The sequence below is a fragment of the Acidithiobacillus ferridurans genome, assembly GCF_003966655.1.
In the GTDB taxonomy this organism is placed as follows: domain Bacteria; phylum Pseudomonadota; class Gammaproteobacteria; order Acidithiobacillales; family Acidithiobacillaceae; genus Acidithiobacillus; species Acidithiobacillus ferridurans.
Genome location: NZ_AP018795.1, coordinates 2,602,167 through 2,628,486, shown reverse-complemented (window position 1 = coordinate 2,628,486; position 26,320 = coordinate 2,602,167). Strand labels below are relative to the sequence as shown.

Here is a 26,320-nt window from a genome sequence, read left to right as displayed (position 1 = left end):
CCCTATGCAGCGCTGACGTGGGGTTTCCGGACCGATCTCCAGGAGACAAGGGGAATGCCCACAGGAGGCCGAGAAAAAGGGCTGAGACACGCTATCACGGGGTAGGCCGTTTGTTATCTACCACCCAGCTTCTCTCCCACTCGTGCCATGGCCTCAAGCACTGGTTCCAGTTCTCTCCCGAGTGCGGTCAGGCTATATGATACCTGTGGTGGCGAGCTTGGAATGACTTCCCTTGCGACGACGCCAAGGGCTTCCATCTCTCGCAACCGAGTGGTAAGCACCTTCGAAGTGATCGTGCCAATGTCGCGGCGCAAGTCCCCAAAACGTCTGGGCTCGTCACAAAGGTACCAAAGCACCTTGGGCGTCCACGCTCCAGAAAGCAGTCGCAAGCATGTGTCCAGCGGGCAGTTTTCGGGGGGTGGAGGGCGTCTAGGTCGGTGTTTATCCATAGAGGAGCAATATTACACTAAGTATCCTGTGGGAATCTACTAGCTAGATGATGCTGCCCAGCGCATACTTTCCCTCATGAGTTCAGACTACTGGTCCACCATAGGCTAAACTCTGAAAGTAGGTTCCGCCGACGCTTCCTGCGGTGGAAGAAGCACGAACTCAAGCTCAATGTGCTACTCACTTTATGGGCATTGGCCTACGGAGGAAACCGATGATCGAAATCCGCAAGAGCGAAGATCGCGGGCATGCCAAACATGGCTGGCTCGAAAGCTATCATACCTTCTCATTTGCCGGGTATCATGATCCTGATCATGTGCAGTTCGGTAACCTGCGCGTCATTAACGAAGATCGCGTGCAGCCGGGGCAAGGCTTCGGAACACATGGCCACCGTGACATGGAAATCGTCAGCTACGTGCTGGAAGGAACACTGAAACACAGCGACAGTATGGGGAACGGTTCGATCATCTGCCCTGGCGATGTGCAACGAATGAGTGCAGGAACGGGTGTTACCCATAGCGAGTATAACCCGTCGCAAAGCGATCCAGTGCATTTTCTCCAGATCTGGATCCTGCCCGAGGCTTTGGGGCTGGCTCCAAGCTATGAGCAGAAGTATTTTGCCATCAACGAAAAACGCAACCGCTTATGCCTTCTGGCGTCTCCAGACGGACACAACGGTTCGGTCACCGTACATCAGGATATCCGCATCTACTCGAGTGTGCTGGAAAAAAGCAGCAGCGTGACTCATATGTTGGCGCCCGGTCGCCGCGCTTATCTGCAGCTGACATCGGGTACGGCTGAAGTCAACGGTCAGCTCCTCCATGTCGGCAATGGTGCGGGTATCACGAATGAATCCTCCATCCTGGTGACAGGGGCGCCAGGAGCAGAAGTTCTGATCTTTGACCTGGTCTGAGTGCAACCGGTGTCGCAGCTTTCCAAAGGGTGTTTCACCGTGAAAACTAATTGGAGGTGTACGGATGAGTCAGAGTAAAGCCACGAGCGCGCAAGTTCAAATCACAAAGAACGGCCCCTATATTGTCTCGGGAGCCGTACCGCTAAGCAAGGAGATTATCGGCACAAACGTTACCAGAGAATCCGTGCGCTGGGAGTTGGGTCCGAAATATCCTTACCAGGAACAGTATGCATTATGTCGTTGTGGCTACAGCAAAAACAAGCCATTTTGCGATGGTTTACATTTAAAAGCCGATTTTGATGGCACAGAAACTGCCACTCGCCAATCTTATAAAGATCAGGCCAGGATTTTTCGAGGCCCGAATCTGTCCTTAATGGATGTTGAGAGTTTGTGCGCGTTCGCGCGCTTCTGTGATCCGAATGGACAAGTATGGAACCTCGTCTACGAAACAGATAATCCACAGAAAAAAAAGCACTTCGTAAGCCAGAGCTGTGACTGTCCATCTGGGCGGCTAGTTGCCTGGGACAATAATGCTGGAAAACCGATTGAGCCAGAATATGTGCCATCCATAGCGCTCATTGAAGACCCTTCAAAGGCGTGTTCTGGACCCGCATGGTTACGTGGTGGTGTGCAATTGGTCGGAGCCGATGGCTTCGCTTACGAGATACGCAACCGAATGACCTTGTGCCGATGTGGTGCTTCCCGGAACAAGCCTTTCTGCGATGGCTCACACGTATCGATCGGATTTGATGATGCAACCTGAGTCTATAATAATGATTCACCAAGTTATAGGAAACCGATTATGCCGCGTTTCTCACAATAAAGCGTAGCTGGCTTTGTAGCTCTTGATCGAACATGCTGGATAGTTTCGGCCGAAGTTGTCGTTTGCGCTGTCCGTGGTCGTTCAGGTTTTATTGGGAGTGCTCAAGTTCATGCATGCCTAAATTAGAGTCAACTATAATCGTTTGATCTAAAAATTACCGAGGAGAATAACATGACTACTACTCTGTTTACCCCCACCACACTCGGCAAACTACAACTCAAGAACCGCTTCGTCATGTCACCGATGACGCGCAACCGCGCCACCGGCAATATCCCGAACGAGCTCATGGCACAGTATTACGCACAGCGAGCAACTGCGGGGCTCATTATCACCGAAGGCACCTCGCCGTCTCCCAATGGGCTGGGTTATCCGCGCATACCGGGGATATTTTCTGCCCAGCAAGTTGCGGGTTGGAAACTCGCCACTGATGCGGTTCACGCCAAGGGCGGGAAGATGTTCATCCAGTTCATGCACTGCGGGCGCATCGGCCATCCGCTCAACCTGCCTGCGGGCGCCCGCGTGCTCGGGCCGTCGGCCGTGGTAGCGGCCGGGGATATATACACCGATGCCGAGGGCATGAAACCGAATGCCATGCCGCAGGCGATGACCGAGGCTGACATCAAGACCGCGATGGAGGAATTCGCCCAAGGCGCAAAGAATGCGGTGGCGGCGGGATTCGACGGCGTCGAACTGCACGGCGCGAACGGTTATCTGCTCGAACAGTTCATCCGCCCGAACTCTAACCAGCGCACCGACCGTTATGGCGGCGCTATCGAGAACCGCGCACGCTTCGTGCTCGAAGTCGCTGACGCGGTGACCAAGGCGATCGGCAAGGACAAGGTCGGCATACGATTGTCGCCGTTCGGCGTGTTCAACGATATGCCGCTGTATGACGCGATGGAGGCGGATTACACTTGGCTGGCGCAACAACTCAACGTACGCGGGCTGGTCTACATCCACCTGGTAGACCACTCGTCCATGGGTGCGCCGCCAGTACCTGCGTCCATGAAGGCGACGTTCCGCAAATTATTCAAGGGAACGCTGATCCTCTCCGGCGGTTACGATGCCACACGCGCAGAGAGCGATCTTGCCGCGGGAAGATGTGATCTGATCGCCGTGGGCCGACCGTTCCTCGCCAACCCGGACCTGGTCGCACGATGGAAGACCGGCGCTGCGGTGAATACGCCGGATATGAGTACGTTCTATACGCCCGGAGCCAAAGGATATACGGATTACCCGACGCTGGGTTGATCGGGGTGAAGAGAGGTAACGATACTGAAATGACTAATCAACGATTGCCGACCCTGTTCATTCCCCATGGTGGCGGGCCTTGCTTCTTCATGGAGCCACCTCCTGGATTTCCGGCAGGGTTGTGGGATAACCTGGCTGCTTACTTGCGTGGCATTCCTGCTGCGATCGGACAACGTCTGCGTGCAGTGTTAGTGATTTCCGGGCATTGGGAGTGTGCGGCGCCTACTGTGCTGATGGCAGAACAACATACATTGCTATTTGATTATTACGGCTTTCCCGATCATACCTATCGCCTGACTTATCCGGCACACGGTTCGATTTCTGTCGCAGCACGAGTGCGTGAACTACTTGGACAGGCCGGTATATCTGCTGATGCAGAACATCAACGCGGACTGGATCACGGCGTTTTTGTGCCATTCAAACTGATTTATCCAGATGCGGATGTGCCTATCGTGCAGTTGTCGCTGAAACACAACCTTGATGCTGCCGAACATTTGGCCATCGGGCACGCCCTACGGCCCTTGCGCGACGAGGGCGTGCTGGTCGTGGGGAGTGGAAACAGCTATCACAATCTGCGCGAATTCTTTTCGACCAAAGCAACGGCCAGTGAGGCATCCGAACAATTCGATGCGTGGTTGGGTGCTGCTATCAGATCATCCTCAGCAGAGCGTGAACGTTTGTTGAGTGGCTGGACTGAGGCGCCCGGCGCACTGGACTGCCATCCGCGCAGCGAACACCTTATTCCCTTGATGGTGGCCGCCGGAGCGGCTGGTGAGGATGCTGGAAAAATCACTTACCGCGAACAAATGTTCGGCAAGACGTTCTCCGGTGTTCAATTTGGATGACTGAAGTGTTTAGCCCCCTTGCCGACCCGGGTGGCGACATGGCACGACAAATCTGGGTCAAATGAATCGGGTGGTGTTTTTGCAAGATGGGTCTTCGGTATCGGCCCAAAAGGCGGGTGCGGGGCACGCGGCCACCAGATCACAGCCAAGCAGATTGCTGTCGATGGCAAGGTCGAAAAGCGCAAGGTCACGGGTTCTGGACGCCCACTGCAGACGAATTCGGATAGCCCAGACCTCTTGCAACTTGAAAGGACGTTTTTGGCCAACGATCTTGCCCTTATTCCAGGGTGCGGAGGACGGAGAGGTTGAACGGTCTTTGGTTTGCATGACACAATCTCCCATATGAGGCAAGGTAGAGCGTCATTCTCTCATCATTGCCGGAAAGGGCGGTATTAGACTGATTGCGGTCATTGAATAGGTCGAATATCATTCAACAGGCATTCATCTACATAGACGTTGATCATATGGCTTGCTGACGTTATCGTCCGCGAGCCTCATGCCACTAAATGCTGCTTATCTGGAGAAATATGATGAGTGACACGCCAATAAATACGTGCTGCAGAATTGGCAACCCTTGTGACACATCGATCGGATGGTTAAATTTGTGCATCTCTGCTTATGTGGTAGCCCCCTGCCATGACAATTACTAAAGATTCATATGTCGCCAGCACTGCCGACGTGCGACGTTACCAGTTTAGAAGTTTGGCCATTGTGTTGCTATTGTTTGGTGCCTACGGGACTATCACGGCAAAACTGATGCCAGACTGGATACTGGTGGTAATCGTGCTGCTTTTGTTGCCCCGATGGATGATCTATACCCATGAGCTGTTTCATTTACGAAATGCCAAACAGATAGATTTCATCACAAGATTGATGCCCTTGCCGTTCACGCCTTTTGCTTTAGGCTACGACGAATTCAGGCAAATTCATTTCCGGCATCATCGGCACCCAGCGACGCCTACAGATCCTGATGCATATCACATACTTGGAGGGCCATGGCGGGGGGCCTTGGGTGCCTTAACCGTACCTGAGCAATCATTTTTCCGCTGGACAAGACTGACTCATGGAATTCTGAAACATTCACCAAACTTCTGGTGGCGAGCTGGAATTTTTGGCACTTGTCTTTTAGTGGGTGGTTGGTCTTTTTTCTGGTTCTGGATCCCCTTGCGGCTAGTATACGCTTTGGGGGACTTTTCATTTTTTTACCTGCTTCACGTGCGCGGAGGTCAGCCGGGGTCCTACAGCCTGAAACTGCCCCGAGTATTCCAGGTGCTAGCCGAGCTGCTCTATGGACGAACTCTGGTGCGGGCGACTATGTTTCATAATCGGCACCATCTCCATCCAGGGATTCAGGCTCGTGCGCTCCCTTTATGGGAGCCTACGCATCCATGACTGAGCCGACGCCAGCGTACTTGCGGACTGCTCCCGCTACCCTGCCGCCGTTGAGTCCTGTTTGTTGGTCGGCAGCAGACTGATTGCAGACATTTAGCAGGGGAAAGCAAATGGCATCATCCGACTCTAAGCCGCCCTTGGAATGATGGAATACGGTCGCTCAATGTTATAGTACATCAGCCTTCGCTGACGAGTTCCAACGATGCTGGCGTTCCTCGCTCATACTTGTTGCGTCACCGGCTAGAGCCGTTCTGGTGAGTTAGATTACGTCGTTTCGACTTTAGGTCGCGCAGTAACTGGTTAATCGCCCTGTCTCCCTGCCGTGACCTAAGTTCGGCATTGAGCCACGTGCTTGCTTGATCCAGATACTCCAACGCGCGTGGCGAATCTGGAAATTTATTTGCATATTTAACGGATTGATCAGCAAAGACCTTTGCGTGATAGACTTTGCGTAGGTCCTCCGTGTAGCACTTTTGCAGAATCTGCATGCTCTCATCAAGAGTTGTTAAAACCTCACGCAAAGAAGCCGGTTTATCATAGTTTGCGTTAAACATAATAACTGCATAGGTATTTTTAACCGATGCTACCTGTCTGCCCGCGATAGCCATGGCGTCGTCGACCCACTTGAATGCCAGAGAGTACTGCTTCTTTCGAGATAGATAGATAGCTCCCTGCTGTTTAAATGAGTGAGAGTCGTCCCGATCAAAGCACTTTTCGTAGAAATCGAGTCCATCTTCCCATTTTGGAAATGCTCGACTGGTTAGGTTCGCGTCGTAGGCCATTCGACGGAATATGTCATATCGCGGGATTTTTGTCGGGGATACTTCAGAATGGAACTGGATGAGTAAACGGCGAAGATCGATTGATCCGACACGCTTCATTACTGCCTCAGCAACCGACCGTGATCGGGGCACGAAAAAGGCTTGCTCTGTTTCAGCAAAGCTACCTTCATAAGGTGACAGCAGCGAACTCATGCTGACTAGTAGTTTATAGACCTCGCCCGGATCCCCAACTACATTCGAGAGGAATGAACTCGCTACGTCCACAGACGTTGGGACTCTGCAGGAATAAAGGTAACAGGAGAGCAGTAGTAGATCGTGTTTCTCCGGCGCTTCTAGTTTCAGTTCCTTTAGTGCCTCAATGAATCTATCTGCCAATAAGTGACCAGCAATACTTGAATCCAAAACCTCAAAAAAGGTGGGGTCAACGTCTGCGCGCAGGGGGTCACGAAACTTCTTAGAAAATTGCCGTTGAACTCCCGAAGGAATCTTGTCTAGGATCGCCTGGACGTCTAGTCTCGAAAGGCCAGACACGTCAAAAATTTCGAATTTGCCACGTGGGAATCGGTGCGCAACGCTATCGAAAATGTAATCTCGCTCCGCTGCGACAATTTGCACGTTGTCGCTTGCACCCAGAATTGCTATCGCCTCCCAAGCGTCAGCGGCATTGTCAACAATGGCTACGACCTTCACGCCTTCAGCGTCAATAGCCTTTCTTAGTAGTTTAGCCTTCTCGGAAGTAAGTTCTTCAATAAAAAGTGGCTGACCGAGGTCGGAAATGCTATTGGCGAGCAACCGTAAGAGCGTTGATTTACCCGTCACTGCTGCCCCGATCAAAAGGCAATTATTGCCTCCTGCGATTGAGTTCTGCGCTACGCTGAAATGCTTGGTCTTGTGTAAGCCACCCAGGAAAATATCATACCAGGTTGGCTCGGCTCCAAGGTAGAACTCGGCCAAGGTGCGAACTGGCACCTTATCGACTGCTGGAATCAGGTATTCTGAAAATCTCTTATCAATTAGGCGCCTGGGTGAAACTGCTGCCTTTTCGACCTTGATCTGGCCGATGTACCTTAGTAGATCATTTGTTTCTGCAATGATGATTTGAAAGCCCAGTGCCGAGTAATACTCGATGTCTTCATCATCTTCGGCTCTGAGCGTAACCCACGCGGGAGCACGTTCTCGTCCGCTTACTGTTTCTTTCGCCAGAGCCTGCAAGACGCCGGCATCTGCTATGCTGTATCCCCAGTAAAGCGTTGGCGTCTGTTGCACTCGGCCAATGTATCCAAACCATTTATCTTTATCGCGCTCAAAGCTGGAGGCAATTTCTATGGGGGAAAAGTCGAATCCTTCGGATGGGGGATGGATCACTGATCCATGTAGCGCTATATAGTCGATTGCGCTCGAACCTACAATTGATGGGCCGCGCAACGAAATATCGTTAACATAATATTTTTGACTTTCGCCGAATATCTTAAAAATTAGATCGTCTATATTGGTCGTGAATATGGCCTTAAGGTTAATTCGCTCAAGATTGCCATACAGATTGCTAAATTCGACTACTGAAAATCGTTTTCTTAGGAAGTCATTTAGTTCATCGCGTTGCGTTTTTGAGATGATCTGGCACAGTTGCGGAAGCAACATCCGTGAATTTTCATCTCGACTAAATGTTTTGAGTATTTCCTTCCTGAGACCATCGCCGACAGGCATGGCTGTAGGCTTATCTTCAAACGTACCTTTCGCCTCGACAGAGAAACCTGCACCTAAGAAGAGGTTAATGCCCTTCTGCAGGTGGCTCTTGAAAGTGTCCTCATTATCGATCTTCATATGCGGTCTCATGGCTATTTAGGACGTCCGCCATAATACCAAGCCTCCAATGGTCGCTTGCCGACCCACTGCGGCGAGTCAGGTATCGGTGACACCCTGTCTGCTCCAGCCCCAATAATAGTCCTTCCCACACTGTATGTGAAGGTCCGCTTTCGCTGCTTCCTAGTCGTTCAGATCTGGTGTCTTAGTCCGTGTCCATTCCCACCGCAAAGGCTCCACTAAACCCGGCACGGTTCAGTTTTGATATTGTGGAGAGATCTACCCTACCTATTCCGTCTCTGTAACCTTTATAGACTGAGATATTGAGCACAGATACGTGGTGCACTCGGGAAACAGGCCTCATACCCATTTCGTTCATTGGTATCCGGTGGCAATCCCTGGCGATCTGGTGCCCGTGTTCGGGTTTCTTCAACATACAGCGTTCGTTGCAGGGTCTTTTCGCACAACCCGAGGCTCATAGGCTCTTTTCCCGATCGAAAATGTTGGCAATCTCCACAAAACACTTTGCTTGTTGCCCGGCCATCCACCTTCGCTGCTGATGATTGCATCCAGATTCCTTTGTTTTCTAGGCCACAGCCTCACAATAATCGATGACCTGCGAAACTCGCTCTTGCTGCTCAGAGTTTGCTGCAGCCCATTCGCTGTCTTCTACCAGTCTATCTGAAAGCCTGCCCAATCCGAATTCCGCACAGAGTGCCCGACATTCTTCTGCATCAAAGGACAGCCGGAGAATACTGGCGGACTCCTTGGCAGACGGGGACATTTTCCAATCCATGATCAATCGGTTGCGCACAATCGTTTCCAGCATGCTCGCTACGGCTAACGATTTTTTGTCTTTGGCAGTGCCCGAGTCCACCGCCTGTTGGATGCCTTCCAGTCCACCGTGCAAGCGCAGAAGTTTGGTGGCTGTAGCAATCCCCACGCCAGGCACACCAGGAATGTTATCTGAACTGTCACCGGCAATAGCCTTGGCGAGCAAGTATTCGTCTGGCCCCAGATATGGCCCATCCTTGGCGGCGTCCGTGTCCAGCATTTCCAGCGTCATATTTTTATCAGTGATAGGCGTGAACCAGTCCACATTTTCGGAGATGGCCTGCCACCAGTCCGTATCCCCGGAAACCATCGTGACGTGCCCTACCCCATATTCTTCAAGAGCCGACCGATCCATGCAAAGCCGTCCCGCCAGATCGTCCGCCTCCGCATCATGGGAGCGCATCTGGGTCACTCCCATCTGCATCAGCAAGGCGCTGGCCCACGGCTGCTGCTGACGCCAGGCATCCGCTACGGCGCGTTTTTCGGGGGTGTCCTTGCGATTCTCCTTGTACTCCGGGCAAAGGTCCTTGCGCCACGCGGCATGGCCGTCCCAGAGCACGACCGGCACGGCACCCGGGAACAGCTTGACGATCCGCATCACGGACTGCGCCAAGCCCATAATGCCGCCGGTCTGCATGCCGTTATGGGACAGCTTGGACAATGCGGGAACATACATGCTGGCGTAGCCGATGTTATTCCCGTCGATCAATAGGATATGTGACACAGAATTTCCCTTGTACCCGAAAGACAATTCATGAAGGAATACTTCCTGCCAGCAAAAATGCTCCTCCGCCCCATGCCATCACCCAAAGAATGGCACCCATCGCACTCCAGATCGCAAATGGCTGGAATCCCATCTCCGCCGCGCCGGCCAGATACCCTTGCAGTTGGCGTAGCGGCACGATGAAACGCCCGACCAGAACAACCGGGGCACCGAAGCGCTGAAAGAAATGGTGCGTTTTATCCAACATAGGCGGCATGATACCTACGTAGCGGCCATAACGCAGCAATGCCTTGTACCCATAACGGCCACCCAGGCCATAGGCTGCGTAACCGCCAAGAGTGGCGGCCAGCATGGCCAGTGGAAGTGCGATCCAGACCGGAAACAGACCCCTGGCCGCGAGGAATCCAGCAGCGACAATCATAGCTTCACCGGGCGCAAAGACCACCCCCGCACTCTCGATGAACAGCAACGCAAACACCGCCGGCAGCCCGTAGGACTTGAGGATGGGACTGGCCGCATGGATCAGGTTAGCCAGCGTCGTCAGGAACCAGTGCAGCATCAAAAAATTCGGTTGATTAGGTCATCCCCTATCCCAAATCCAGCGCCCATCTCAATGGCCCGCCCAAAACCTGAGCTCATGAACTCCGAAAGGAATCCACCGCCGCTCTGCTGCTGTTGTAGGAAGCCCTGTTGATTGGGTGCCTGTGGGTAGGTGGGTTGCCAGGCGCCGGACTGGGGCTGTCCATAGCTATTATTTTGTTCTGCCTGAACGGCACCATGTACGGCCTGCATAACAGACATGACCTGCTGCTGCTCAGTTTGTATGTTCATCGCCAACTCGCGAAGATCCAGAAGCCATTCGCGGGCGTCCTGGTTGCCGCCGTCGCTGGCTGCCTTGAGTTTCGCTGCAAGCGCCTGCAGCGCCTGTGAAACGCCCTGTGCCTCCTGCTGAAGCTGATTGTACTGCTGGTCGATAGCGGCAATATTCATGAAGGTATCCTTCTGGTTAGTGGTTACGGCAGTCTGATTATGCCTGAAAACAGAAATCCAGTCCCCACGTCCCTGCCAATCAGTCCCAGTAACTGACCCAACAACGATCTATACCCTCTTGTTGGGGTGACGCTGTGCGTCTACCCGGTAGACGATGAGGGGCCTAATGAAACTGTATATTGCGGAAAAGCCCAGCTTGGGCAAAGGGATCGCGGAGTATTTACCTGGTTCAAAGAGCAAGGGCAACGGATTCATCCAGTGCGGATCGGACATTGCCGTGACTTGGTGCTTTGGGCACATTTTCGAGCAGGAAGAACCAGACTTTTACACGCCGGATGATGTCCCAAAAACGCCGAAAGGAAAAAAGAAATGGCGCGTTGAGGATCTCCCTATATTCCCAGTCCAATGGAAGAAAAAGGCGAAGGATGATGCAAAAGCTCAGATCAAAGTCATTAGGGACTTGCTCAAAAAAGCCTCGTCGGTTGTCAACGCTGGCGACCCGGATCGAGAGGGACAATTGCTGGTAGATGAAGTGCTGGAAGAACTGCACTGGAAAGGCCCGACGCAACGTATCTGGCTGGCCGCATTGGATGAACAATCCGTGCGCAAGGCGCTGGCAAATCTGAAAGACAATCAGGACTACCAGAATCTCCGGAATTCTGCCGAAGCCCGCGCCCGCGCGGACTGGCTCATGGGCATGAATCTCACCCGTGCGTTCACGCTGCGCAACAGTGGTGCCGGCGTTGTCTCCGTTGGGCGAGTCCAAACACCGACCTTGGCACTGGTCGTGGCCCGCGATGAGAAGATCGAGCACTTCAAGCCCAAGGATTACTACGTTCCCAGGATAAACACTGGATTCTGGGCCACATGGGAATTACGGGAAGATTTTGAGGGCGTCGATGCCGAAGGTTATTTGACCGACCGTAAAGCCGCTGACCGGCTGGCAGCGCAGGCCAAGACGGAAGGTAAGGCGATGGTTAAGGAGTTCACCAGCGCTGAAAAGCAGCAGGCGGCGCCCTTGGGGTTCTCTCTGGCTGAATTGCAAAAGGTCTGCTCCGCCAAGCTGGGCATGTCGGCACAGAACGTCTTGGATGCAGCCCAGGCATTATATGAGGAGCACAAGGCGGCGACCTATCCCCGGACGGATTGCCGCTATCTCCCCGAAGAACAGCACGGGGACGCCAAGCAGGTTTTGTATGGTCTCGCAAAAGCGGGTTTTGCGGATCTCGTGAAGGCCGCCGAGTCCAGCCGGAAATCGGCTATTTGGAATACGGGCAAGGTGACGGCACACCACGCGATTATCCCGACGGGCTCCATGCAAGGTTCAATGAGTCCTATGGTGGCCAAGGTCTATGAAATTATTGTCCGCGCCTATCTCGCACAGTTCTATCCGCCCTATGTGTACCGGGCGATCAAGGCCCTGTTGACATGCTCCGGCGACAACTGGAAGGCGACGGCAAAAATTCCCGTCTCTGCCGGATGGAAAGCCGTCTATGGGATGACCGAAGAGGATGGTGACGATGCGCCCGCCCAGCCGATACCCAACCTCAAGAACGGACAGGTGCTGACCGTTCAGGACTCGGATGTTCAAGCGAAGCAGACCACGCCGCCCCCACGGTTTACGGATGGATCCCTGATCGAGGCCATGAGCAACATTCATAAAGTGGTCGAAGACGAAGCAGCGAAAGCCAAGCTCAAGGAAACATCCGGTCTGGGTACAGAGGCCACACGAGCGAGCATCATTGAAACATTGCTTTGCAGAGGGTTTCTGGAACGCAAGGGTAAGCAGGTACTCTCCACGCAGACCGGACGCGCTCTGGTTCGCGCATTACCAAAGGACTTGACGGATCCCGTTCTGACCGCCCGATGGGAAGATGCCCTTTCAAGTGTTTCCGACGGGCGGCTGTCGTTACAGCAGTTCGAAGACGCGCAGCGCAAATTTGTTGCGCGTATGATCGATGCGGCCAAAGTGGCAGCCGTTGCCGTTGGGCAGGCAAATCCCACCACAGGCACCCGTGGCAAGGGAGCTGCTGGGAAAGGAAAAGCAAGAGGTACAACAAAAGCCGGACCCCCCTGCCCTGCCTGCAAAAAACCGACCGTAACGCTGGCGACCAAGAAAGGTAGCGCATTTTTCAAATGCGAAGGCTGTCAGTCTTGCTGGTGGCCAGACAAACAGGATGACAAGAAGCTCGGGACCAAGTGGGAGGCGAGATGAGCGGGAACGAAACGCAAGGGCCGCGTTTTTCGGACGTGCTGCTTGCGCGAAAAGTGCTTGGCCATCTCGGGTTTGCTGTGGCCCAAAGTTGCGAACCATTCGCGGATGAGCGGGTGGATCGTGTGGCGGAAATCATTCACGACGCCTGCTCAGATGATTTTCTCTCAATCCTCTTTGAGGTCGAGAGCATGGTGTATCACTTCACACTGGAGACGCCAAATATCGACTCCGCACTCAAGATCGGACGAGGTCTGCTTGAAAGGCATTCCACATCGTCTACCCGGTAGACGAATCAGGTTTTGGGCCCCGCAGATCGCCAGCCATCTTATCCCCAACTCCACCACCTTGTGGATGGCTCAGGCTTGCGCCTGACCAGCCGGCACACGTTCCGGCTTGCCGACCACAATCCACGCTGCCCCCGGGGCTGGGTGGCCCCTTCGTTGCGTGGACCCTGGGCCGTGGATTGCGGGGATAACGCTTCAAGGAAATCGTCTACCCGGTAGACGCTGGGCTGATCTTCGCTGTCAAAAATCGTCTACCGAGGAGCCTGACCCAATTCAGGTTTGAAAACCTCTCACCGATCTATACCAGTCTGGGATTGATCCTTTCTCGCTGGAGGGCTTGTAGATACCATGGAAATCCTGGCTTGGCTGGTAGCCGCCATCGTTGCGGTCTGGAGTGTACGACGAGTGAGCAAACCTGTGCTTTCCGAACTTTGGAGGATTCCACTTATAGTGTGGGCAGACTTTCGGCATCCTCCGCAGGTTGCCTGCATACCTTTGCGGGTGATGACCCGCTGGGATGTTCCATTGTTCTTTGTTGGGAGCGTTCTCTGGTTGATCTGGGTGCTCGCTTTCGCTCTGACGCTGTTTTTGCATTTGACGCTTCTGGTCTTTCTGGCATTCGAGATGGGTTTCCTCTTGCTGGCTATTCCACGCGCATATAACGATTCGTCCGTGAGGCGAAGGCTACTTGGAATGTGCTCGAACGACGGCGAGCGGCTCGCTTGGCTTGCCTTGTTCGAGAGCACTCACCCCGATTTGGCAAAGATGAAGCCGACGTTTTTCTATCCTATTGATGGCAATCTTTGGAGAATCGTCGCCGCGATCTTCAACGTGCTCTTCCCGCTATATTCACTGGCACTACAGCTCATGCTGTCGGGGCTGGCTGGTCTGGCCGTACAGGGCCTCGTCCTTTCCAGTGTATTGGTTGTGAGCATCATCCCTCTGGTTCGATGGGCCGGAGCTTTGATCGGCGGCAGGTACGCCTGGTGGCTTGAATACCAATTACTGCTCTCTGAGTCGTCTACCGGGTAGACGATTCCGCTCACAATGGCAATTCCCCGCTGACCGCTTCTCCGTAAAATCGTCTACCGGGTAGACGATTCGCCAAAAAAACCTTCTTCCGAGAAAACGGCTGCGTCTTCCGGGAAAATGCTGCTTCAAAAAAACGTCTACCGGGTAGACGAAAATGCCAAAAAACACCGAAATATGTAACGCAAGATAAAGAAGGGGTAATATTAGCGTTTTCTCGGAAGACGATGCCGTTTTCCGGGAAAACGACGCGATGGGTGCCGTCCACCGAGTAGACGACCCCCCGGCTTCACAAAATCGTTTCCCCAGTAGATGATCCCCGCTTTTCCTCCCGCAGGACATATGGCCGCGTTATCTCCGCAGCTCCGCCGTCGTGTGGACGGCTTCGGATGTGCCGAACCAGCCGGTACACGTACCGGCTTGCCGACCACAACCCAGCCTGCCGCCGGGGGTCCGGTTGGACCCCGCTTCGTTGTCTGAGCTTCGGCCCGTGGATTGCGGGGATAACGCTTCACGGCAATCATCTGCCGGGTAGGCGCTTTATTCCTTATCGATATGGACGGCCATTATCGGCCCTGTGAACCCGTTTTTGCCGTAAGTTCAATCCCCAGGACCTTCATGACTGCCAGCGTGGTCTTGAGCGTCGGATTGCCGCGCTCGCTGAATGAGCGGTACAACTGTTCACGAGAAAGACCAGTTTCCCCAGCGATCTGAGCCATTCCCTTGGCGCGGGCCACGACGCCCAGCGCGTGCGCAATGTAGCCGGCGTCTGCAGATTCAAACGCATCGGCCATGAAGGCTGCGATGGCCGCGTCTGATGTCAGCCCTTCGGCAGGGTCAAAAGTAGACAATTTTTCACTCATGGTCATTCACTCCATTCAGCAGCCAGGCGCTTCGCCACCTTGATGTCCTTCGCTTGCGTGCTCTTGTTGCCACCGCAGAGCAAGACGATGATCATGCTCCCCCGTTGCTGAAAATAAACACGGTATCCAGGGCCATAGTGGATGCGTAACTCACTTACCCCCTCCCCCACTGGCTCCGCGTCGCCGATCAAGCCGTAAGCGAGCCGATCCAGACGACCGGCCACGATACCGCGAGCTCGTTCATCTTTGAGCTTCATCCACCATTTTCTGAAGGTCTCTGTCTGCTTGATCTCAACCATCGCAGGGTGATTGTAGTTCATAAACTACTAAAGGCCAAACTTCTATTTCCATGCTTTTCCAATCGTCTACCCGGTAGACGATTCCATCTCGTCTGCTGACCCATTCCTGATCTATACCCCGTCGTGGTAGATGAATCATCGTCTACCGGGTAGACGATCTGGAGATTACTCCTCATGTTACTTCGCACACGCTTATTCCCCCTCGCCATACCCGCCATCGGCGCAGGAATAGGTGTCCTTGCATGGCCAAACGCCATCTGGATAGCCCCGCTTTTACTATTGTGCTTGCCGCTCGTGGCCAAGCGGCATTGGTTGTACCCATTCCTGCTGATGCTGTGCTACCACTTGGCAACCACTTACGGATTGATTCACGGCACCGCCGTATTCTTCCCACACGCGGGGCTGCTTCAAGGGGTGGGATTTTGGATGTTGTCTTCGCTGGTTTTCGCCCTGCCCTATCTGGCTTACTCACGCATTGCTTCGCTCTTTACCGGTGGCGGTATTAGTGCGGTTGCTGCGACCATCATCACCTCTGCGGTTTCGACAGTCTTGCCGCCCATTGGGGTAATCGGCTGGACCTCACCGTGGATCGGGGTTTTGCCGGAGGGATGGTTTGGTATTTTCCTGATGGTCGGGATGATTTATGCCTTGGGGCGTTGGGCCGGTAATGAAGTTGTGGACGAGCAGGGTCGTGACGGGCGCCGTGCATTGTTTGTTGTGAGTGTGGGCGTCTTCTATCTGTGCGGCTACCAGTGTTTCGTGTTGCCACCATCGCAGACGGTTCCCGCTGGCTGGGTGGGTATCAACACGAATCTGGAGCGCTTGCGCTCGGACCTGTCCTATGTGGATGCGTCGATGAAACTGGCACCGAAGGTTCTGGTGGATTTGCGCGCAGGCGATAAGGTGGTCTTGCTTCCAGAAACCGTAGCCGGACCTTGGCTGCCGGGAACGCGGTCCATCTGGCGTCCGGTCATCCAATATACCGCAAAACACCCGGAGCAAACGGTGCTGCTGGGTACCGCCGTTCCGCGTGGCACAGGTTACATGGATGCGCTGGTAAAAATCCAGAATGGTCACCAGACGATGCTGCCGGATCATATCCCTGTGCCCTTCTCGATGTGGCACCCGTGGCGCCCACGCGGAAGCTTCCGAATGGCTCCGTTTTCCGGGAAACCGGAAACGACGGAGATAGCGGGTAAAAAAGCCGGATACCTCATCTGTTATGAGCAACTGCTGATCTGGCCCGCCCTTGATCTATACCCACAAGGAATACAAATCCTGTTGGCCCCGGCCAATGACTGGTGGGCGCGCGGGACGGACATTCCGGCCATTCAGCGCGCATCAGCGAAAGCTTGGGGTGCGTTTTTTGGAGCGCCGGTGTTGTTTGCGGTCAATCAATGACGAGGGAACGGATGAAGAAGTCTGGTCAGACGAAAACCATGGCTCTATCAAACGCATGCGCCTGGGCCTGCTGGGTCTTCGTAAGTACGGACATGCCCAAAAGAAAAGTGCTTCAGCGGGCGTCGCAACACTTCGGTGTGTCGGCAGCTGCGGTAGAGCGGGCTGTCCTGTCCAGCCAGGGAGAAAATTACCTGGCGGAACGCGCGGAACGTATGGTGGAGGAATACAGGCCCAGATATGCGGCCAGCAACAGCCGCCTTGGTCGCATGTGCCGTCAGTTCGATAGACATCTGCGGGACCTATGAAGGCAGGAGTTTCCATGGGAAACCCATCAGATTCCTGCGATCCATTGCTTGCCTGGAAGTCCGTTCTGGATTCCCTGGATGACAAGCGCCGTGAACGACTCAAGGATCTGCTCAAGACACACCTGGCCCGTCCCCTCACCGTGCAACAGCGGATTGCCAAATGGGAAAAGGTGCTCTCTGCGGATTATTCGCGGATTCCGGCTGAACAGCACATTGCTACTTTGGAAGCCTCTCTGGAGGAGGCGATCACGGCTTTGCGGCGTCGGGCTACGGAATGACGGAAGTGCAGGCGCATGACTTCAGTAAGGCATCCAGCCTATTCGAGCGCCGCCCGTATTGCTTTCGACTGGATTCAAAATTGCCCAGTAGGGTACTGAAATCGGTCGAAACGGAAAAGTTGTGGGAAGCCTGTTGTCTGGAGAATACCGAAAATCCGGAGGTTGCATGGTTAAAGAGAAAGTTGCCGCCAGCGTCCTGCGGCTAGACGCCTGGCTCATCGGCTTTTTTGCAAGGCCATGGCCGCGCAAGGTAGGAGAGTATGCGCTATGGGGTGTTACCCATGTCGAGCAGATTTTCTTTATGCCGTTCCGACTCTTGATTGTACCTGCAAGGCTTTTTCTGGAAAGCCGTCATGCAAAGCATATTCGTAAACATCGTTAATTTATTGCTATTGGAGGGCCAGGCATGGATCAACCTGAAGTGGATAGAGAAGTAATAGATGGCGTAGCGGAAAGCCTGATGATTGTCATCGCCACTCATTTGAATGAGGCATTTTCCGAATCCATTTATATCACCTCGCAGCCGTCAGAATCCGCACGGCTCAAGGCGATGAATCTCGCGATCCATCAAGTGATGCCTGCACTGCTAGAACAGATCGCAGCTCGCGGCATGAACGATGCGCACCTCGACGCGGCTATTGCTCAGGCCTATCAGCGCGGGGCCGAAGAAATGACGCACACGGGCGCATTGATGGAAGACGGTTTTCCAGACGGATACAAACAAGGGGTAATGGCGGCAACGCAAGTAGCGATGTGTCTGCCATTTTCTGAAAAATGGACGGAAATCACCGAGCGGTTGTCGGACACGAACGTCCATGCGCTGGCGTGGCGCACGTCCATGGCCATTCTCGACTTGTTGCCGGAGCGCATGGTGAAGCATGAAAACGGCGCCGTGTAATATGAACGTTAAACTGGTTTCCCTCTCCAAGCGCCTACTCTGGTGGACCTTGTGGGCGATCATCGGCGTCTTGGTACTATCCGCTGCTATAGGACTGTGGATGCAATACGCGCATCTGGTTTTCAATGACTCGACCTGCGAGCCCATCGGCATCTATAAACTGCTCGGGTCGCCCTATCCGTTGCATGACGGGGAGCTCGTCGAGGTCGAGATTCCCGGCCCCACCCATCACGCGGCGGTCGCGGAAGGATTAAAGGATCACTGGTTTCCGGCTGGGCAGCCGTGGGTAAAAAGTATCGCCGCTGTTCCAGGGCAAACCGTGGCATTATCAAGGTCGGGGGTCCAGGTGGATGGCCACACGCTGCCGAACTCAAGGGTCAACCGCTGGACGCCCGATCATCACGCCCAGATCATCCATTACCCGTTCGGCACCTATCACCTGCAGCGTGGTCAAGTGTGGCTCTATGCGCCTGGGAACTATGCTTTCGATTCGAGCTATTATGGACCCGTCGCCGAATCCCACATTCTGCAACGAGCGGCACCTTGGTGGACGATACACGGAAGCCAGTTCTGGCTCCATAAGGGCGATTAAATGGCTCATTATTTCGCGTGCGCCTTGTGCGCCTCAACATAGGAGCGCAGAACGGCATTCATGCGCGACTGATACCGCTTGCCGGTGTGCTTGAAGAACTCCAACACTTCGGCATCAATGCGAAGCGTGATTTGTTTTTTGGTGTGGGGCAACTCCGTTGCCGCCTTCATCCAGACAGCATCAGGCAAAGCGGGAGCGTCGCTGTAGTCGATTTGCTTGTCCCGCATCGAGGCAACAGCGTCCAATCTCGCCTTCTGTTCAGCGCTCAATTGCGGCGACTTCTTGAGGTCAAGAGTTCGCTTCACGATATTGCTTTCTTTCGTCGGCATTTGCTTTCCTCGCAGAAATAAGGCGGATGGTGTCCTCGTGTCGAACGGTGTAAACCACCTACAGGACAGCGGAATAGGCAAGGCCAATCGTGGCCCAACGATCTTACCCGTAGTCCTCACGTCCGTCATAGGCTTCGATCCGCCCCTGGTCGTAAAAAACAAGCTCGGCATCCTCGAAGGAAACGCCGTGTTTTCTCAGGTTTCGTGCCGCCCTTGTCGGCGTCCCATTCAAATTCCATCGTGCCTCTGTTGTAGGTGCGCTTTGTGGTTACATCAAGCCCTGCCCTGGCGGCTCATGAGATTTCCTCAAATGATCGTCTACCCGGTAGACGACTTGCCTGAAAAACCCCTTCCGAGAAAACGCTTCTCCTAAAAATCGTCTACCGGGTAGACGACTTAACCCGCCTCTGATCTATACCCGTTCACGAAACGCTCAATCGTCGGGGAAACATGCTGACATCATCGCTTTTTAACGGAATGCCCTACGGGGGTGACTCGGCGGTCATCCCCGTGAAGATGCACCTATACATCCAGGCGCTGGCGTTTGTTCAGGGGATGTCCTTGCGCGCAGCCTTTGATGATTGTGCCACGCGCTTTTTGGCTGAAGAAGCATGGGAAAAAGGGCTGCGGTGGCGGGACGGGCACCGCCCGATCACGGCAGACCCAGAATGGGCAGCGGTGCATGTGCGGCTTCCTTCTGAACTGGCCGACCGCCTGGTGGTCGTCAGCCAACAGCAGGGCGTCAGCCTGCCGGATGTGCTCTATACGATGTTGTATTGGTATGCATGGATTTTGTACCCGCCACTGTCTGAGCAGGAGCGGCGGAAATCGCTACGAGATGGTAGTCCACGTGGTTAACGTCGCTTTTTATGTCGCATTTGCAGTGATGGTTCTGCCAGTTCTCGTGCTGACATTCTTTGAGGTCTTTTGCGTGTCTTTGGCGTGTTCGCCGCGCTCCGCGCGTGGGTTGCCACACCATTTCGCGTCCTGAAAGAAAAAGGGTTCTCTGAGGTTCTTAATTTATGGTTAGGAGTTGGAAATGGCACCACAGATCATTACCGTGACAAACCAGAAAGGCGGGGTGGGTAAAACCAGCCTCGCTGTTCACATCGCCGCTTATGCGGCCATGGCGGCCAGAAAAAAAACGCTACTCGTGGATATGGACGGCCAACGCAATGCAACGTTTATCACGACGGGCGAGCCACATACACCTGAAGGCGGCCCATCGATCATCGAGCTATGGGACGAGGACGCGGAACCGGGGTTTCTGGATACCCGGTTTGGGAATCTCAAGATATTGCCAGGGCATCAGCACGCAAACCTCGTTGAAAAGCAGGGGCTGCGAACCGGTCAGGCGGCCATGAGTCGGTTGCTGAAGATGGATTTTGACGTGGTGGTAATTGATACGCCACCCGCCGCAGGCGTTCTGCAGCAAGCCCCACTTTACCTCGGCGGATTGCTGGCAGCGCCCGTGGAGCCGGACTTATTGGCGTTGCAGGGGCTAACGTCGCTGCTCAAGGTCTGGAGGGAAATCTCTTCGCAGGTCGATCTCGGGCTGTCCCTGGTGATTAACAAGCGCGTGCTGAATTCCACGAATCAGCAAATGGTTGTGGACGCGATCACCAAATCGGGATTTGGCCAACATGTATTGCCGGTGCATCTGACCAATCGACAACTGGTCTCCAATGCTTTGAAGCAGGGAATGCCTGTCTGGAAGTTGGACCCGAAAGACGCGGCTGCGGCGAAGTGGGCCATGGCGTGCAAAATGATTTTGGACATGGACCGAGTGCCGACCGAAGACACAGGAAAGGAGGGGTAAAGTGGCAAAAGTAGACCTGTCAGAGAATCTGTTTGATGAGATGAAGCGCACGCTGGCCGAGATGTCGGGAGAGTCCGGCCAAGGGGAAAGCAATGCTGATCGTCTACCCGGTAGACGATATTCTGGGAATGAAGTGGTACAAGAGGCTACACTCGCCGAGGAATCTTCCGTCACGGCGGATCCTGGGTTGGCGTTCCTTCTGGATCTGTCGGAGATCGAGCCGGACCCTGAGCAGCCGCGCAAGACCTTCGTTGAATCGGTGGCACAAGGCGCCACCGACAACGACCTGGAATCACTGATGTCCAGCATCCTGCAACACGGGGTATTGCAGCCCATCGCCGTTCGCGCGGTGGCGCCGGGCCGGTATCGGATTATCGCCGGTGAACGGCGTTGGCGGGCGTCCATAGCCGCGCGAGACAGCGGTCAGACCTGCCAGCGTCGCGGCTATGATCTGTCCCGGATTCCGGCGGTGATTCTGGAGCCCGAAACAGACGCGGACCTGCTGGAAATGCAGCTGGTTGAAAATTTGGCCAGAACCGATATGACGCCGCTGGATACGGCCAAGGCCGTGAAGCAGTTGATGAATTATCTGGATCCCAAGCCGAGCCTGGCCGAACTGGGCAGGCGACTGGGCCGATCCAAGGCGTGGGCGCATCAAATGCTTTCTCTCGTGAGCGAGGAGGCGCAGGCGGTGGCAGAGTACCTGGGGGTACCGCTGGAAGCCATTGGACAAACAGATATCAGCCGGATGAAGGGGTGGATGAAGGACGAGGACAAGCGCGTCGTGCTGGACGCCATCCGCGCCAGCCTGCAGGCAGGAGAGACGCTTTCCCGTGTCCTGGTAGACCGGGAAGAAGAGCAGTACGAAAACCTCAAGACCAATACAGATAGACAGGAGACAACTATGCAGCAGGAAAACGAGGAAGTGAGGGCTTTTGATGTCAACGGCGAAGAAGTGGAGTTGTCCACGATTGACCTGACGGAAACGGATAGTGATGCTGACATCGGCGACGATCCGCTGTATGAAGATAACGGAGTTCCGGAAGTGGAAGGTTCAGCGCAGGTAATGGACACCATTCCGAATCAGGTAACAGTGACGCTGCCGCGCGACCTTTTGGAACGGGTCTTTGCAAGGGCGGGTATCGACCTGCCCGGAACTATGGGTGCAGCGGAAATTATCGAGGCGCTGGAATCGGCGTTTAGTGATTGAGGGGAAATTATGCGATTTGCGATCTGATTGCGGAGGCAACACGGATGACAGATGATACCGAAACGGTCAATCCCGCCAGTTTGGCAAGCATCCCGATCCAGACCCTGCGAGACAGCCGGTTGAGCCTTGAAGGGCTTGGCCTGCTGTGTCGGCTACTGAGCAGACCAAATAACTGCCAGGTTCAGATGGGTAATCTGCGGCTGGAACTGGGGATTGGGCAGGATAAGCTGCGGAATCTTTTGGCTGAATTAAGCCGTGCAGGCTATCTCCAGCGGGAGAAGCGGCATGGTGCTGGCGGGCGGTGGGGCTGGAAGTCAACAGTTTGGTCTGAATCTCAAAAATCGCCTATCCGGTAGACGGCCTAACCCGCCTTTGTTCTATACCCATTCGCGAAACCCAAAAGGAGCACCATCATGTTAACTTTGGAGCGTCAGCAGGCGAGTCAAAAAAACGCTGCACACAATCCGATTCCGCCTCTGAATGGCTGGAAGATCGTCGAAAGCTATCTGCCGACGTTCGGCATCGGCTAAAACCCGCACAGCGGGCATTGCTGTACCGGTGGGGGATGACGTTTATTGTCGTCGTCAGCGTTCTGTTTTTGTTGGAAAACGGGTTTTATCACGGGCAAAAGGAGCTTCAGTTGGATAAGGTGCAAAATGCAGGAACATTTGAGAACGCGATTCGGGCTTTCAATAGCATGTATCGGATGCCGGTCGGGAAGGAATCGTGGGATCATACCCCCGAATTTGCGGCCCGGCCCGCTCAGTTTCAGAACATTCTGAGTGAGGAGGTGGAGGAAAGCCACGAAATCCTGCTGGGAGCGGATGCATTGGATCACGAAACGGCCCTGTGCGACTGGCTTGGAGACCTGATGGTGTACTGTGCCAGTGAGGCATTGAAGTATGATGCCTTCCCAGACTTGATCTTCGCGCCCGGACGGGATGTGCTGGATCCGCTGATAGCAGGGTTAAGCGAAGTGGCTCAGAAGAAAGCCGGTCAGGATCTCGCGATGATCGTGCGCGTCGTAGACGATCACGCGCGGCGTCATCTGGATGAAACCAGCACCGACCCACGGCATTTGCCCATTGCCATCACTGAAGTCGCTGTTGCGGGCTTCGCCGCGTTAGCCAGAGGTTTTGATGGATTTGATTACTGGGCGATTCTGAACATCATTATGGAATCGAATTTCAGCAAACTTGGCGCGGACGGGAAACCGATTTACGACGAGCGCGGTAAGGTGTTGAAGGGGCCAGGCTATTGGAAGCCAGAACCTGCCATTCGACAGTATCTTTCTCAGTTGAAAAGGAGCGATTCATGATTAATAACCTACATCACGATGTGGTTTTTGGGCCAACCCTAGCGGGATGTCGGCGCATTCTATTATTCAGTCGTTGACGGAAACAGAGCCATATAACGCGACCGGTTTTCTGTGCATTTTTGACGTTGGCACAGCTTCCGAATCCCTTATACAAAGGATTGAAGCGTTACAGTAAGCCTCAAATGGAGAATAATCATGTTTGGATTTGGAGAAAATCAGCAGCAAGCGATGCAGGCGCAGTGTCCCTGTTGCCAGACACAGATGCAGGATATGGGGACCCACGGCATCCGTATGGGTGGTTTGACTGGCGTGCTGGGCGCCGGCGCCGCCATGTTGGGCGGGCAACTGGCCAGCGACGGGGAGGAGGCCTTCGAGAAAAAGATGGTCGTGCAGGTATTTGTCTGCCCGCAGTGCCACGAAACCTCGCTCAAATATATCAAGGGGCTTTGATTTGGATTGGACAAAAGTGATTCACGCGCCGCAATACGGCGTGCGGCGTCCGCGAAACCAGGAGCCGGTCAACCAGCCGGGGTCATTATGTTGCGGCGGTGAGGATGCTTGCCCGGTTACCAGTGAGCACATGGGCCGGTTCCATTATCCGCGCGATCTGGATTTGCCCATGGAGCAGGTCCAGGAACGTATTGTTCCCAGTCGGTCACCGGTCAAAGTTGAAATCCGGAAGTCCCGGAAAATGCCGACCCAGATCCCTATCCCATCCTGAAAGGAAACACTCGTGCTTTTCACAGAGCCCTATGCCGGTCCCACACCCATCGTTCAGGTGATCGCCAGCGCCCGGCGCGAGATCAGCCTGAATGTGTACTATCTGTCCAGTTGGCCTATTCTGAACGCTTTGCGTGCCGCGCATACGCGAGGCGTGGCGGTGCGAGTGATTCTCGACAAGCACCCCTACGGCATGAAATCCTGGATGATCCAGAAAGAAGTTCGCGCCGTGCAGGCCACGGGTGCTGCATTGCAGTGGGCGCCGCCACGCTTTGAGGCAGCCCCGGGCCGGTACGTCTTCGACCATGCCAAGTACGTGTGCGATACCCACGAATGCGAGATAGGCACATCCAATTTCGATTGGTCCGCCTTTCGCATTATCCCCCCCAAGAAAATATACATAGAAGAGAGATTTCAATAAGTGAGAAGCCCGATGGGAGGTATGAAGCATGCTTGCTTGCCCTTCACCGTCATTCATCTTATTCTACATAGTACATGTTATGCTTGGGGGTGGTTCTGATGTGTTTGATGTCCATGAGGAATGAATATCGTTTTAGACGCCTTACATGAAAGCGATGACCTTCGTCAGCGTAAATGCCAAGATAGTGACTGATACTACTGGGGCGGTCATGGAACTCCCTGTATTGCTGACGCCTGAAGGTGTCTTGGGGCCTTTGTTGGATTACTGCCTTGCACGTAGCCACAATCGCAGCCTTTCCTGGATGAAAAAGGTTGTGCTGGCTGTTACTTTGTTCCTTCGATATGTCAACGCTAATCCAGAAGAACCAAATTCCTATCGTCTTTTCCAGAACTTTGCCCAGCGACTGTATTCAGGGACCTTCGACCTCACTACTGGGTTGGATCCTAGCAACCTTTGCTGGCAGCCCTATTCGATTAATAATGCAGGCGAAATCATACATCGGTTGTCTGAACTTTTTGGTTGGCTAGGTGAAATGCGGCCAGAAGCAGAAAACATCAATCCGAGATACGCTGGGGACGCTTTTGACCGAAAAATGGATGAAATAGCTTACCTTTACCGCCGCGAGAAGGCTTTCCTTGGCCATGGATGGGCTGCAAACCCTGGCCCGTATCAAACAGGGTACAGAACACGCCCTAAAATGATGCCGCGCGTGGCCAAAAGTGAGCCACCAGCTTTTCCTGATAATCGCTTCGAGGAGTTTTTACTCAGAGGGTTCAAGGTGGCTGGCAAACACGATTATCGGGGCATGTTGATCACACTACTACTGCATGGAGGCGGATTGCGGGTGAGTGAACCTTTTCATCTCTACCTCCAAGACGTATTTCCTTCCCCTGAGAATAACAAATCCGCCACAGTTCTTGTCCATCATCCCCATCAAGGATATGCGCCAAGCGATTGGACGGACCAGACCAATAAGGGCCGTACAAGTAATCGAGCTCAGTACCTAGCTAAAAAATATGCATTGGCTCCACGGACGGAAATATTGGGTAGCCAAGGGGCAGGATGGAAAAATCCTCGCCTTGATAATAAATTTTACATGACTATCTATTGGTTTCAGCCGTGGTTTGGAGAATGGTTCAAGGATCTCTGGCTGAGATACCTGGAACAGGTGGCGTGTCTTGACCGTAACCATCCTTTCGCATTCGTAAATCTCTACCGGGAGCCACGGGGATCCATGTACACCATCGACAAGTTTACTAAAGCGCACGGTGCTGCGGTTGAACGTCTAGGGCTTACTGTTCGGAAGCAAGCCGGTACGACCCCCCACGGGCATCGTCATGCATATGGACGGCGGCTCAAAAATGGCGGACTGGATACGCTGCTGATCCAACGTTGCATGCATCACGCTTCCGAGGAAAGCCAAATCGTTTACACGCAAGCAACCATGAGAGAAACACTGATAGCTTTGCGAGATGCTAGTGGGCGCATGCAAGGAACTAGGTCTTCGTTGCAGTACGAAATTGGGTTATAGGAGATCT

The 26,320-nt window shown here is 54.0% G+C and carries 31 protein-coding genes; 21 read left to right on the top strand and 10 right to left on the bottom strand.

Annotated features, from left to right (window positions below; all coding sequences use genetic code 11):
• Positions 1-113: 113 nt before the first annotated feature.
• The gene (locus tag AFERRID_RS16280; protein ID WP_081258181.1) at positions 114-449 is read right to left on the bottom strand and encodes a winged helix-turn-helix transcriptional regulator; all 336 of its coding nucleotides are present in this window, start codon (positions 447-449) and stop codon (positions 114-116) included.
• A gap of 212 nt (positions 450-661) precedes the next feature.
• On the opposite strand from AFERRID_RS16280, the gene AFERRID_RS13560 reads away from it, so the two are divergent.
• The 4 genes from AFERRID_RS13560 (at position 662) to AFERRID_RS13545 (ending at position 4,279) form a co-directional block, all read left to right on the top strand.
• Complete coding sequence (locus tag AFERRID_RS13560) at positions 662-1,360, top strand: pirin family protein (RefSeq protein ID WP_126605483.1); 699 nt, start codon at positions 662-664, stop codon at positions 1,358-1,360.
• A gap of 64 nt (positions 1,361-1,424) precedes the next feature.
• On the top strand, positions 1,425-2,123 hold the full coding sequence (locus AFERRID_RS13555; protein WP_126605482.1) for a CDGSH iron-sulfur domain-containing protein: 699 nt from the start codon (positions 1,425-1,427) through the stop codon (positions 2,121-2,123).
• Positions 2,124-2,354: 231 nt separating this feature from the next.
• Positions 2,355-3,434 (top strand): alkene reductase, encoded by a 1,080-nt coding sequence (locus tag AFERRID_RS13550; protein WP_126605481.1) that lies wholly within the window; start codon positions 2,355-2,357, stop codon positions 3,432-3,434.
• A gap of 29 nt (positions 3,435-3,463) precedes the next feature.
• The gene (locus AFERRID_RS13545) at positions 3,464-4,279 is read left to right on the top strand and encodes a DODA-type extradiol aromatic ring-opening family dioxygenase (RefSeq protein ID WP_126605480.1); all 816 of its coding nucleotides are present in this window, start codon (positions 3,464-3,466) and stop codon (positions 4,277-4,279) included.
• A gap of 57 nt (positions 4,280-4,336) precedes the next feature.
• Here the strand turns inward: AFERRID_RS13545 and AFERRID_RS13540 are convergent, their stop codons facing one another.
• The gene (locus AFERRID_RS13540) at positions 4,337-4,606 is read right to left on the bottom strand and encodes a site-specific integrase (protein WP_197722446.1); all 270 of its coding nucleotides are present in this window, start codon (positions 4,604-4,606) and stop codon (positions 4,337-4,339) included.
• Between the two features lie 309 nt (positions 4,607-4,915).
• On the opposite strand from AFERRID_RS13540, the gene AFERRID_RS13535 reads away from it, so the two are divergent.
• Positions 4,916-5,671: a fatty acid desaturase gene (locus AFERRID_RS13535; RefSeq protein WP_126605479.1), complete on the top strand. Its 756-nt coding sequence runs from the start codon at positions 4,916-4,918 to the stop codon at positions 5,669-5,671.
• 233 nt (positions 5,672-5,904) lie between these two features.
• On the opposite strand, the gene AFERRID_RS13530 is transcribed toward AFERRID_RS13535, so the two are convergent.
• The 4 genes from AFERRID_RS13530 to AFERRID_RS13510 form a co-directional block, all read right to left on the bottom strand.
• Positions 5,905-8,274 carry an SIR2 family protein gene (locus tag AFERRID_RS13530; RefSeq protein ID WP_126605478.1) on the bottom strand — a complete coding sequence of 790 codons (2,370 nt, stop codon included), beginning with the start codon at positions 8,272-8,274 and terminating at the stop codon, positions 5,905-5,907.
• Between the two features lie 565 nt (positions 8,275-8,839).
• Positions 8,840-9,811, bottom strand: coding sequence for a 5'-3' exonuclease family protein (locus AFERRID_RS13520; RefSeq protein WP_126605476.1), 972 nt, complete (start codon positions 9,809-9,811; stop codon positions 8,840-8,842).
• A gap of 28 nt (positions 9,812-9,839) precedes the next feature.
• On the bottom strand, positions 9,840-10,370 hold the full coding sequence (locus AFERRID_RS13515; RefSeq protein ID WP_126605475.1) for a DedA family protein: 531 nt from the start codon (positions 10,368-10,370) through the stop codon (positions 9,840-9,842).
• Positions 10,370-10,801, bottom strand: a complete 432-nt coding sequence (locus AFERRID_RS13510) for a hypothetical protein (RefSeq protein WP_126605474.1) — start codon at positions 10,799-10,801, stop codon at positions 10,370-10,372. Before AFERRID_RS13510 ends, AFERRID_RS13515 begins: the two co-directional genes overlap by 1 nt.
• 166 nt (positions 10,802-10,967) lie before the next feature.
• On the opposite strand from AFERRID_RS13510, the gene AFERRID_RS13505 reads away from it, so the two are divergent.
• The 3 genes from AFERRID_RS13505 (at position 10,968) to AFERRID_RS13495 (ending at position 14,332) form a co-directional block, all read left to right on the top strand.
• The gene (locus AFERRID_RS13505; RefSeq protein ID WP_126605473.1) at positions 10,968-13,016 is read left to right on the top strand and encodes a DNA topoisomerase 3; all 2,049 of its coding nucleotides are present in this window, start codon (positions 10,968-10,970) and stop codon (positions 13,014-13,016) included.
• Entirely contained in the window at positions 13,013-13,303 is a 291-nt protein-coding gene (locus AFERRID_RS13500; RefSeq protein WP_126605472.1) for a hypothetical protein, read from the top strand. Before AFERRID_RS13505 ends, AFERRID_RS13500 begins: the two co-directional genes overlap by 4 nt.
• 345 nt (positions 13,304-13,648) lie before the next feature.
• Positions 13,649-14,332, top strand: coding sequence for a hypothetical protein (locus AFERRID_RS13495; protein WP_126605471.1), 684 nt, complete (start codon positions 13,649-13,651; stop codon positions 14,330-14,332).
• 563 nt (positions 14,333-14,895) lie between these two features.
• On the opposite strand, the gene AFERRID_RS13490 is transcribed toward AFERRID_RS13495, so the two are convergent.
• Complete coding sequence (locus tag AFERRID_RS13490; protein WP_126605470.1) at positions 14,896-15,192, bottom strand: addiction module antidote protein; 297 nt, start codon at positions 15,190-15,192, stop codon at positions 14,896-14,898.
• A 2-nt stretch (positions 15,193-15,194) separates the two neighbouring features.
• Positions 15,195-15,491, bottom strand: a complete 297-nt coding sequence (locus tag AFERRID_RS13485; RefSeq protein ID WP_126605735.1) for a type II toxin-antitoxin system RelE/ParE family toxin — start codon at positions 15,489-15,491, stop codon at positions 15,195-15,197.
• A gap of 174 nt (positions 15,492-15,665) precedes the next feature.
• Between AFERRID_RS13485 and AFERRID_RS13480 the strand changes: the two genes are divergently transcribed.
• From AFERRID_RS13480 to AFERRID_RS13455, 5 genes are all read left to right on the top strand, one after another.
• Positions 15,666-16,892: a carbon-nitrogen hydrolase family protein gene (locus tag AFERRID_RS13480; protein WP_126605469.1), complete on the top strand. Its 1,227-nt coding sequence runs from the start codon at positions 15,666-15,668 to the stop codon at positions 16,890-16,892.
• A 319-nt stretch (positions 16,893-17,211) separates the two neighbouring features.
• Positions 17,212-17,475 (top strand): hypothetical protein, encoded by a 264-nt coding sequence (locus AFERRID_RS13470; protein WP_126605467.1) that lies wholly within the window; start codon positions 17,212-17,214, stop codon positions 17,473-17,475.
• 166 nt (positions 17,476-17,641) lie between these two features.
• Positions 17,642-17,857: a hypothetical protein gene (locus tag AFERRID_RS13465; protein WP_126605466.1), complete on the top strand. Its 216-nt coding sequence runs from the start codon at positions 17,642-17,644 to the stop codon at positions 17,855-17,857.
• Between the two features lie 24 nt (positions 17,858-17,881).
• Entirely contained in the window at positions 17,882-18,373 is a 492-nt protein-coding gene (locus AFERRID_RS13460) for a hypothetical protein (RefSeq protein ID WP_126605465.1), read from the top strand.
• Between the two features lies 1 nt (position 18,374).
• Positions 18,375-18,965 (top strand): S26 family signal peptidase, encoded by a 591-nt coding sequence (locus AFERRID_RS13455; RefSeq protein ID WP_126605464.1) that lies wholly within the window; start codon positions 18,375-18,377, stop codon positions 18,963-18,965.
• An 8-nt stretch (positions 18,966-18,973) separates the two neighbouring features.
• Here AFERRID_RS13455 and AFERRID_RS13450 read toward each other — a convergent pair whose 3' ends face one another.
• Together AFERRID_RS13450 and AFERRID_RS16275 are read right to left on the bottom strand one after the other, a co-directional pair.
• On the bottom strand, positions 18,974-19,294 hold the full coding sequence (locus AFERRID_RS13450) for a BrnA antitoxin family protein (protein ID WP_126605463.1): 321 nt from the start codon (positions 19,292-19,294) through the stop codon (positions 18,974-18,976).
• Between the two features lie 103 nt (positions 19,295-19,397).
• Entirely contained in the window at positions 19,398-19,526 is a 129-nt protein-coding gene (locus AFERRID_RS16275) for a BrnT family toxin (protein ID WP_197722445.1), read from the bottom strand.
• Between the two features lie 218 nt (positions 19,527-19,744).
• Here AFERRID_RS16275 and AFERRID_RS13440 point away from each other — a divergent pair, with 218 nt between their 5' ends.
• From AFERRID_RS13440 to gmtY, 8 genes are all read left to right on the top strand, one after another.
• Entirely contained in the window at positions 19,745-20,152 is a 408-nt protein-coding gene (locus tag AFERRID_RS13440; RefSeq protein ID WP_126605462.1) for a hypothetical protein, read from the top strand.
• Positions 20,153-20,333: 181 nt separating this feature from the next.
• A complete protein-coding gene (locus tag AFERRID_RS13435; protein ID WP_126605461.1) occupies positions 20,334-21,113 on the top strand; it encodes a ParA family protein in 780 nt (259 codons plus the stop codon).
• 1 nt (position 21,114) lies between these two features.
• Positions 21,115-22,323, top strand: a complete 1,209-nt coding sequence (locus AFERRID_RS13430) for a ParB/RepB/Spo0J family partition protein (protein WP_126605460.1) — start codon at positions 21,115-21,117, stop codon at positions 22,321-22,323.
• A 44-nt stretch (positions 22,324-22,367) separates the two neighbouring features.
• Entirely contained in the window at positions 22,368-22,679 is a 312-nt protein-coding gene (locus tag AFERRID_RS13425) for a hypothetical protein (RefSeq protein WP_126605459.1), read from the top strand.
• 209 nt (positions 22,680-22,888) lie between these two features.
• Positions 22,889-23,641, top strand: coding sequence for a nucleoside triphosphate pyrophosphohydrolase family protein (locus AFERRID_RS15330; RefSeq protein WP_197722444.1), 753 nt, complete (start codon positions 22,889-22,891; stop codon positions 23,639-23,641).
• A gap of 195 nt (positions 23,642-23,836) precedes the next feature.
• A complete protein-coding gene (locus AFERRID_RS13410; protein WP_126605458.1) occupies positions 23,837-24,091 on the top strand; it encodes a hypothetical protein in 255 nt (84 codons plus the stop codon).
• A gap of 283 nt (positions 24,092-24,374) precedes the next feature.
• On the top strand, positions 24,375-24,782 hold the full coding sequence (locus AFERRID_RS13405) for a phospholipase D-like domain-containing protein (RefSeq protein WP_232027593.1): 408 nt from the start codon (positions 24,375-24,377) through the stop codon (positions 24,780-24,782).
• Positions 24,783-24,927: 145 nt separating this feature from the next.
• Entirely contained in the window at positions 24,928-26,313 is a 1,386-nt protein-coding gene (gmtY, locus tag AFERRID_RS13400; RefSeq protein WP_226833053.1) for a gamma-mobile-trio recombinase GmtY, read from the top strand.
• Positions 26,314-26,320: the final 7 nt, after the last annotated feature.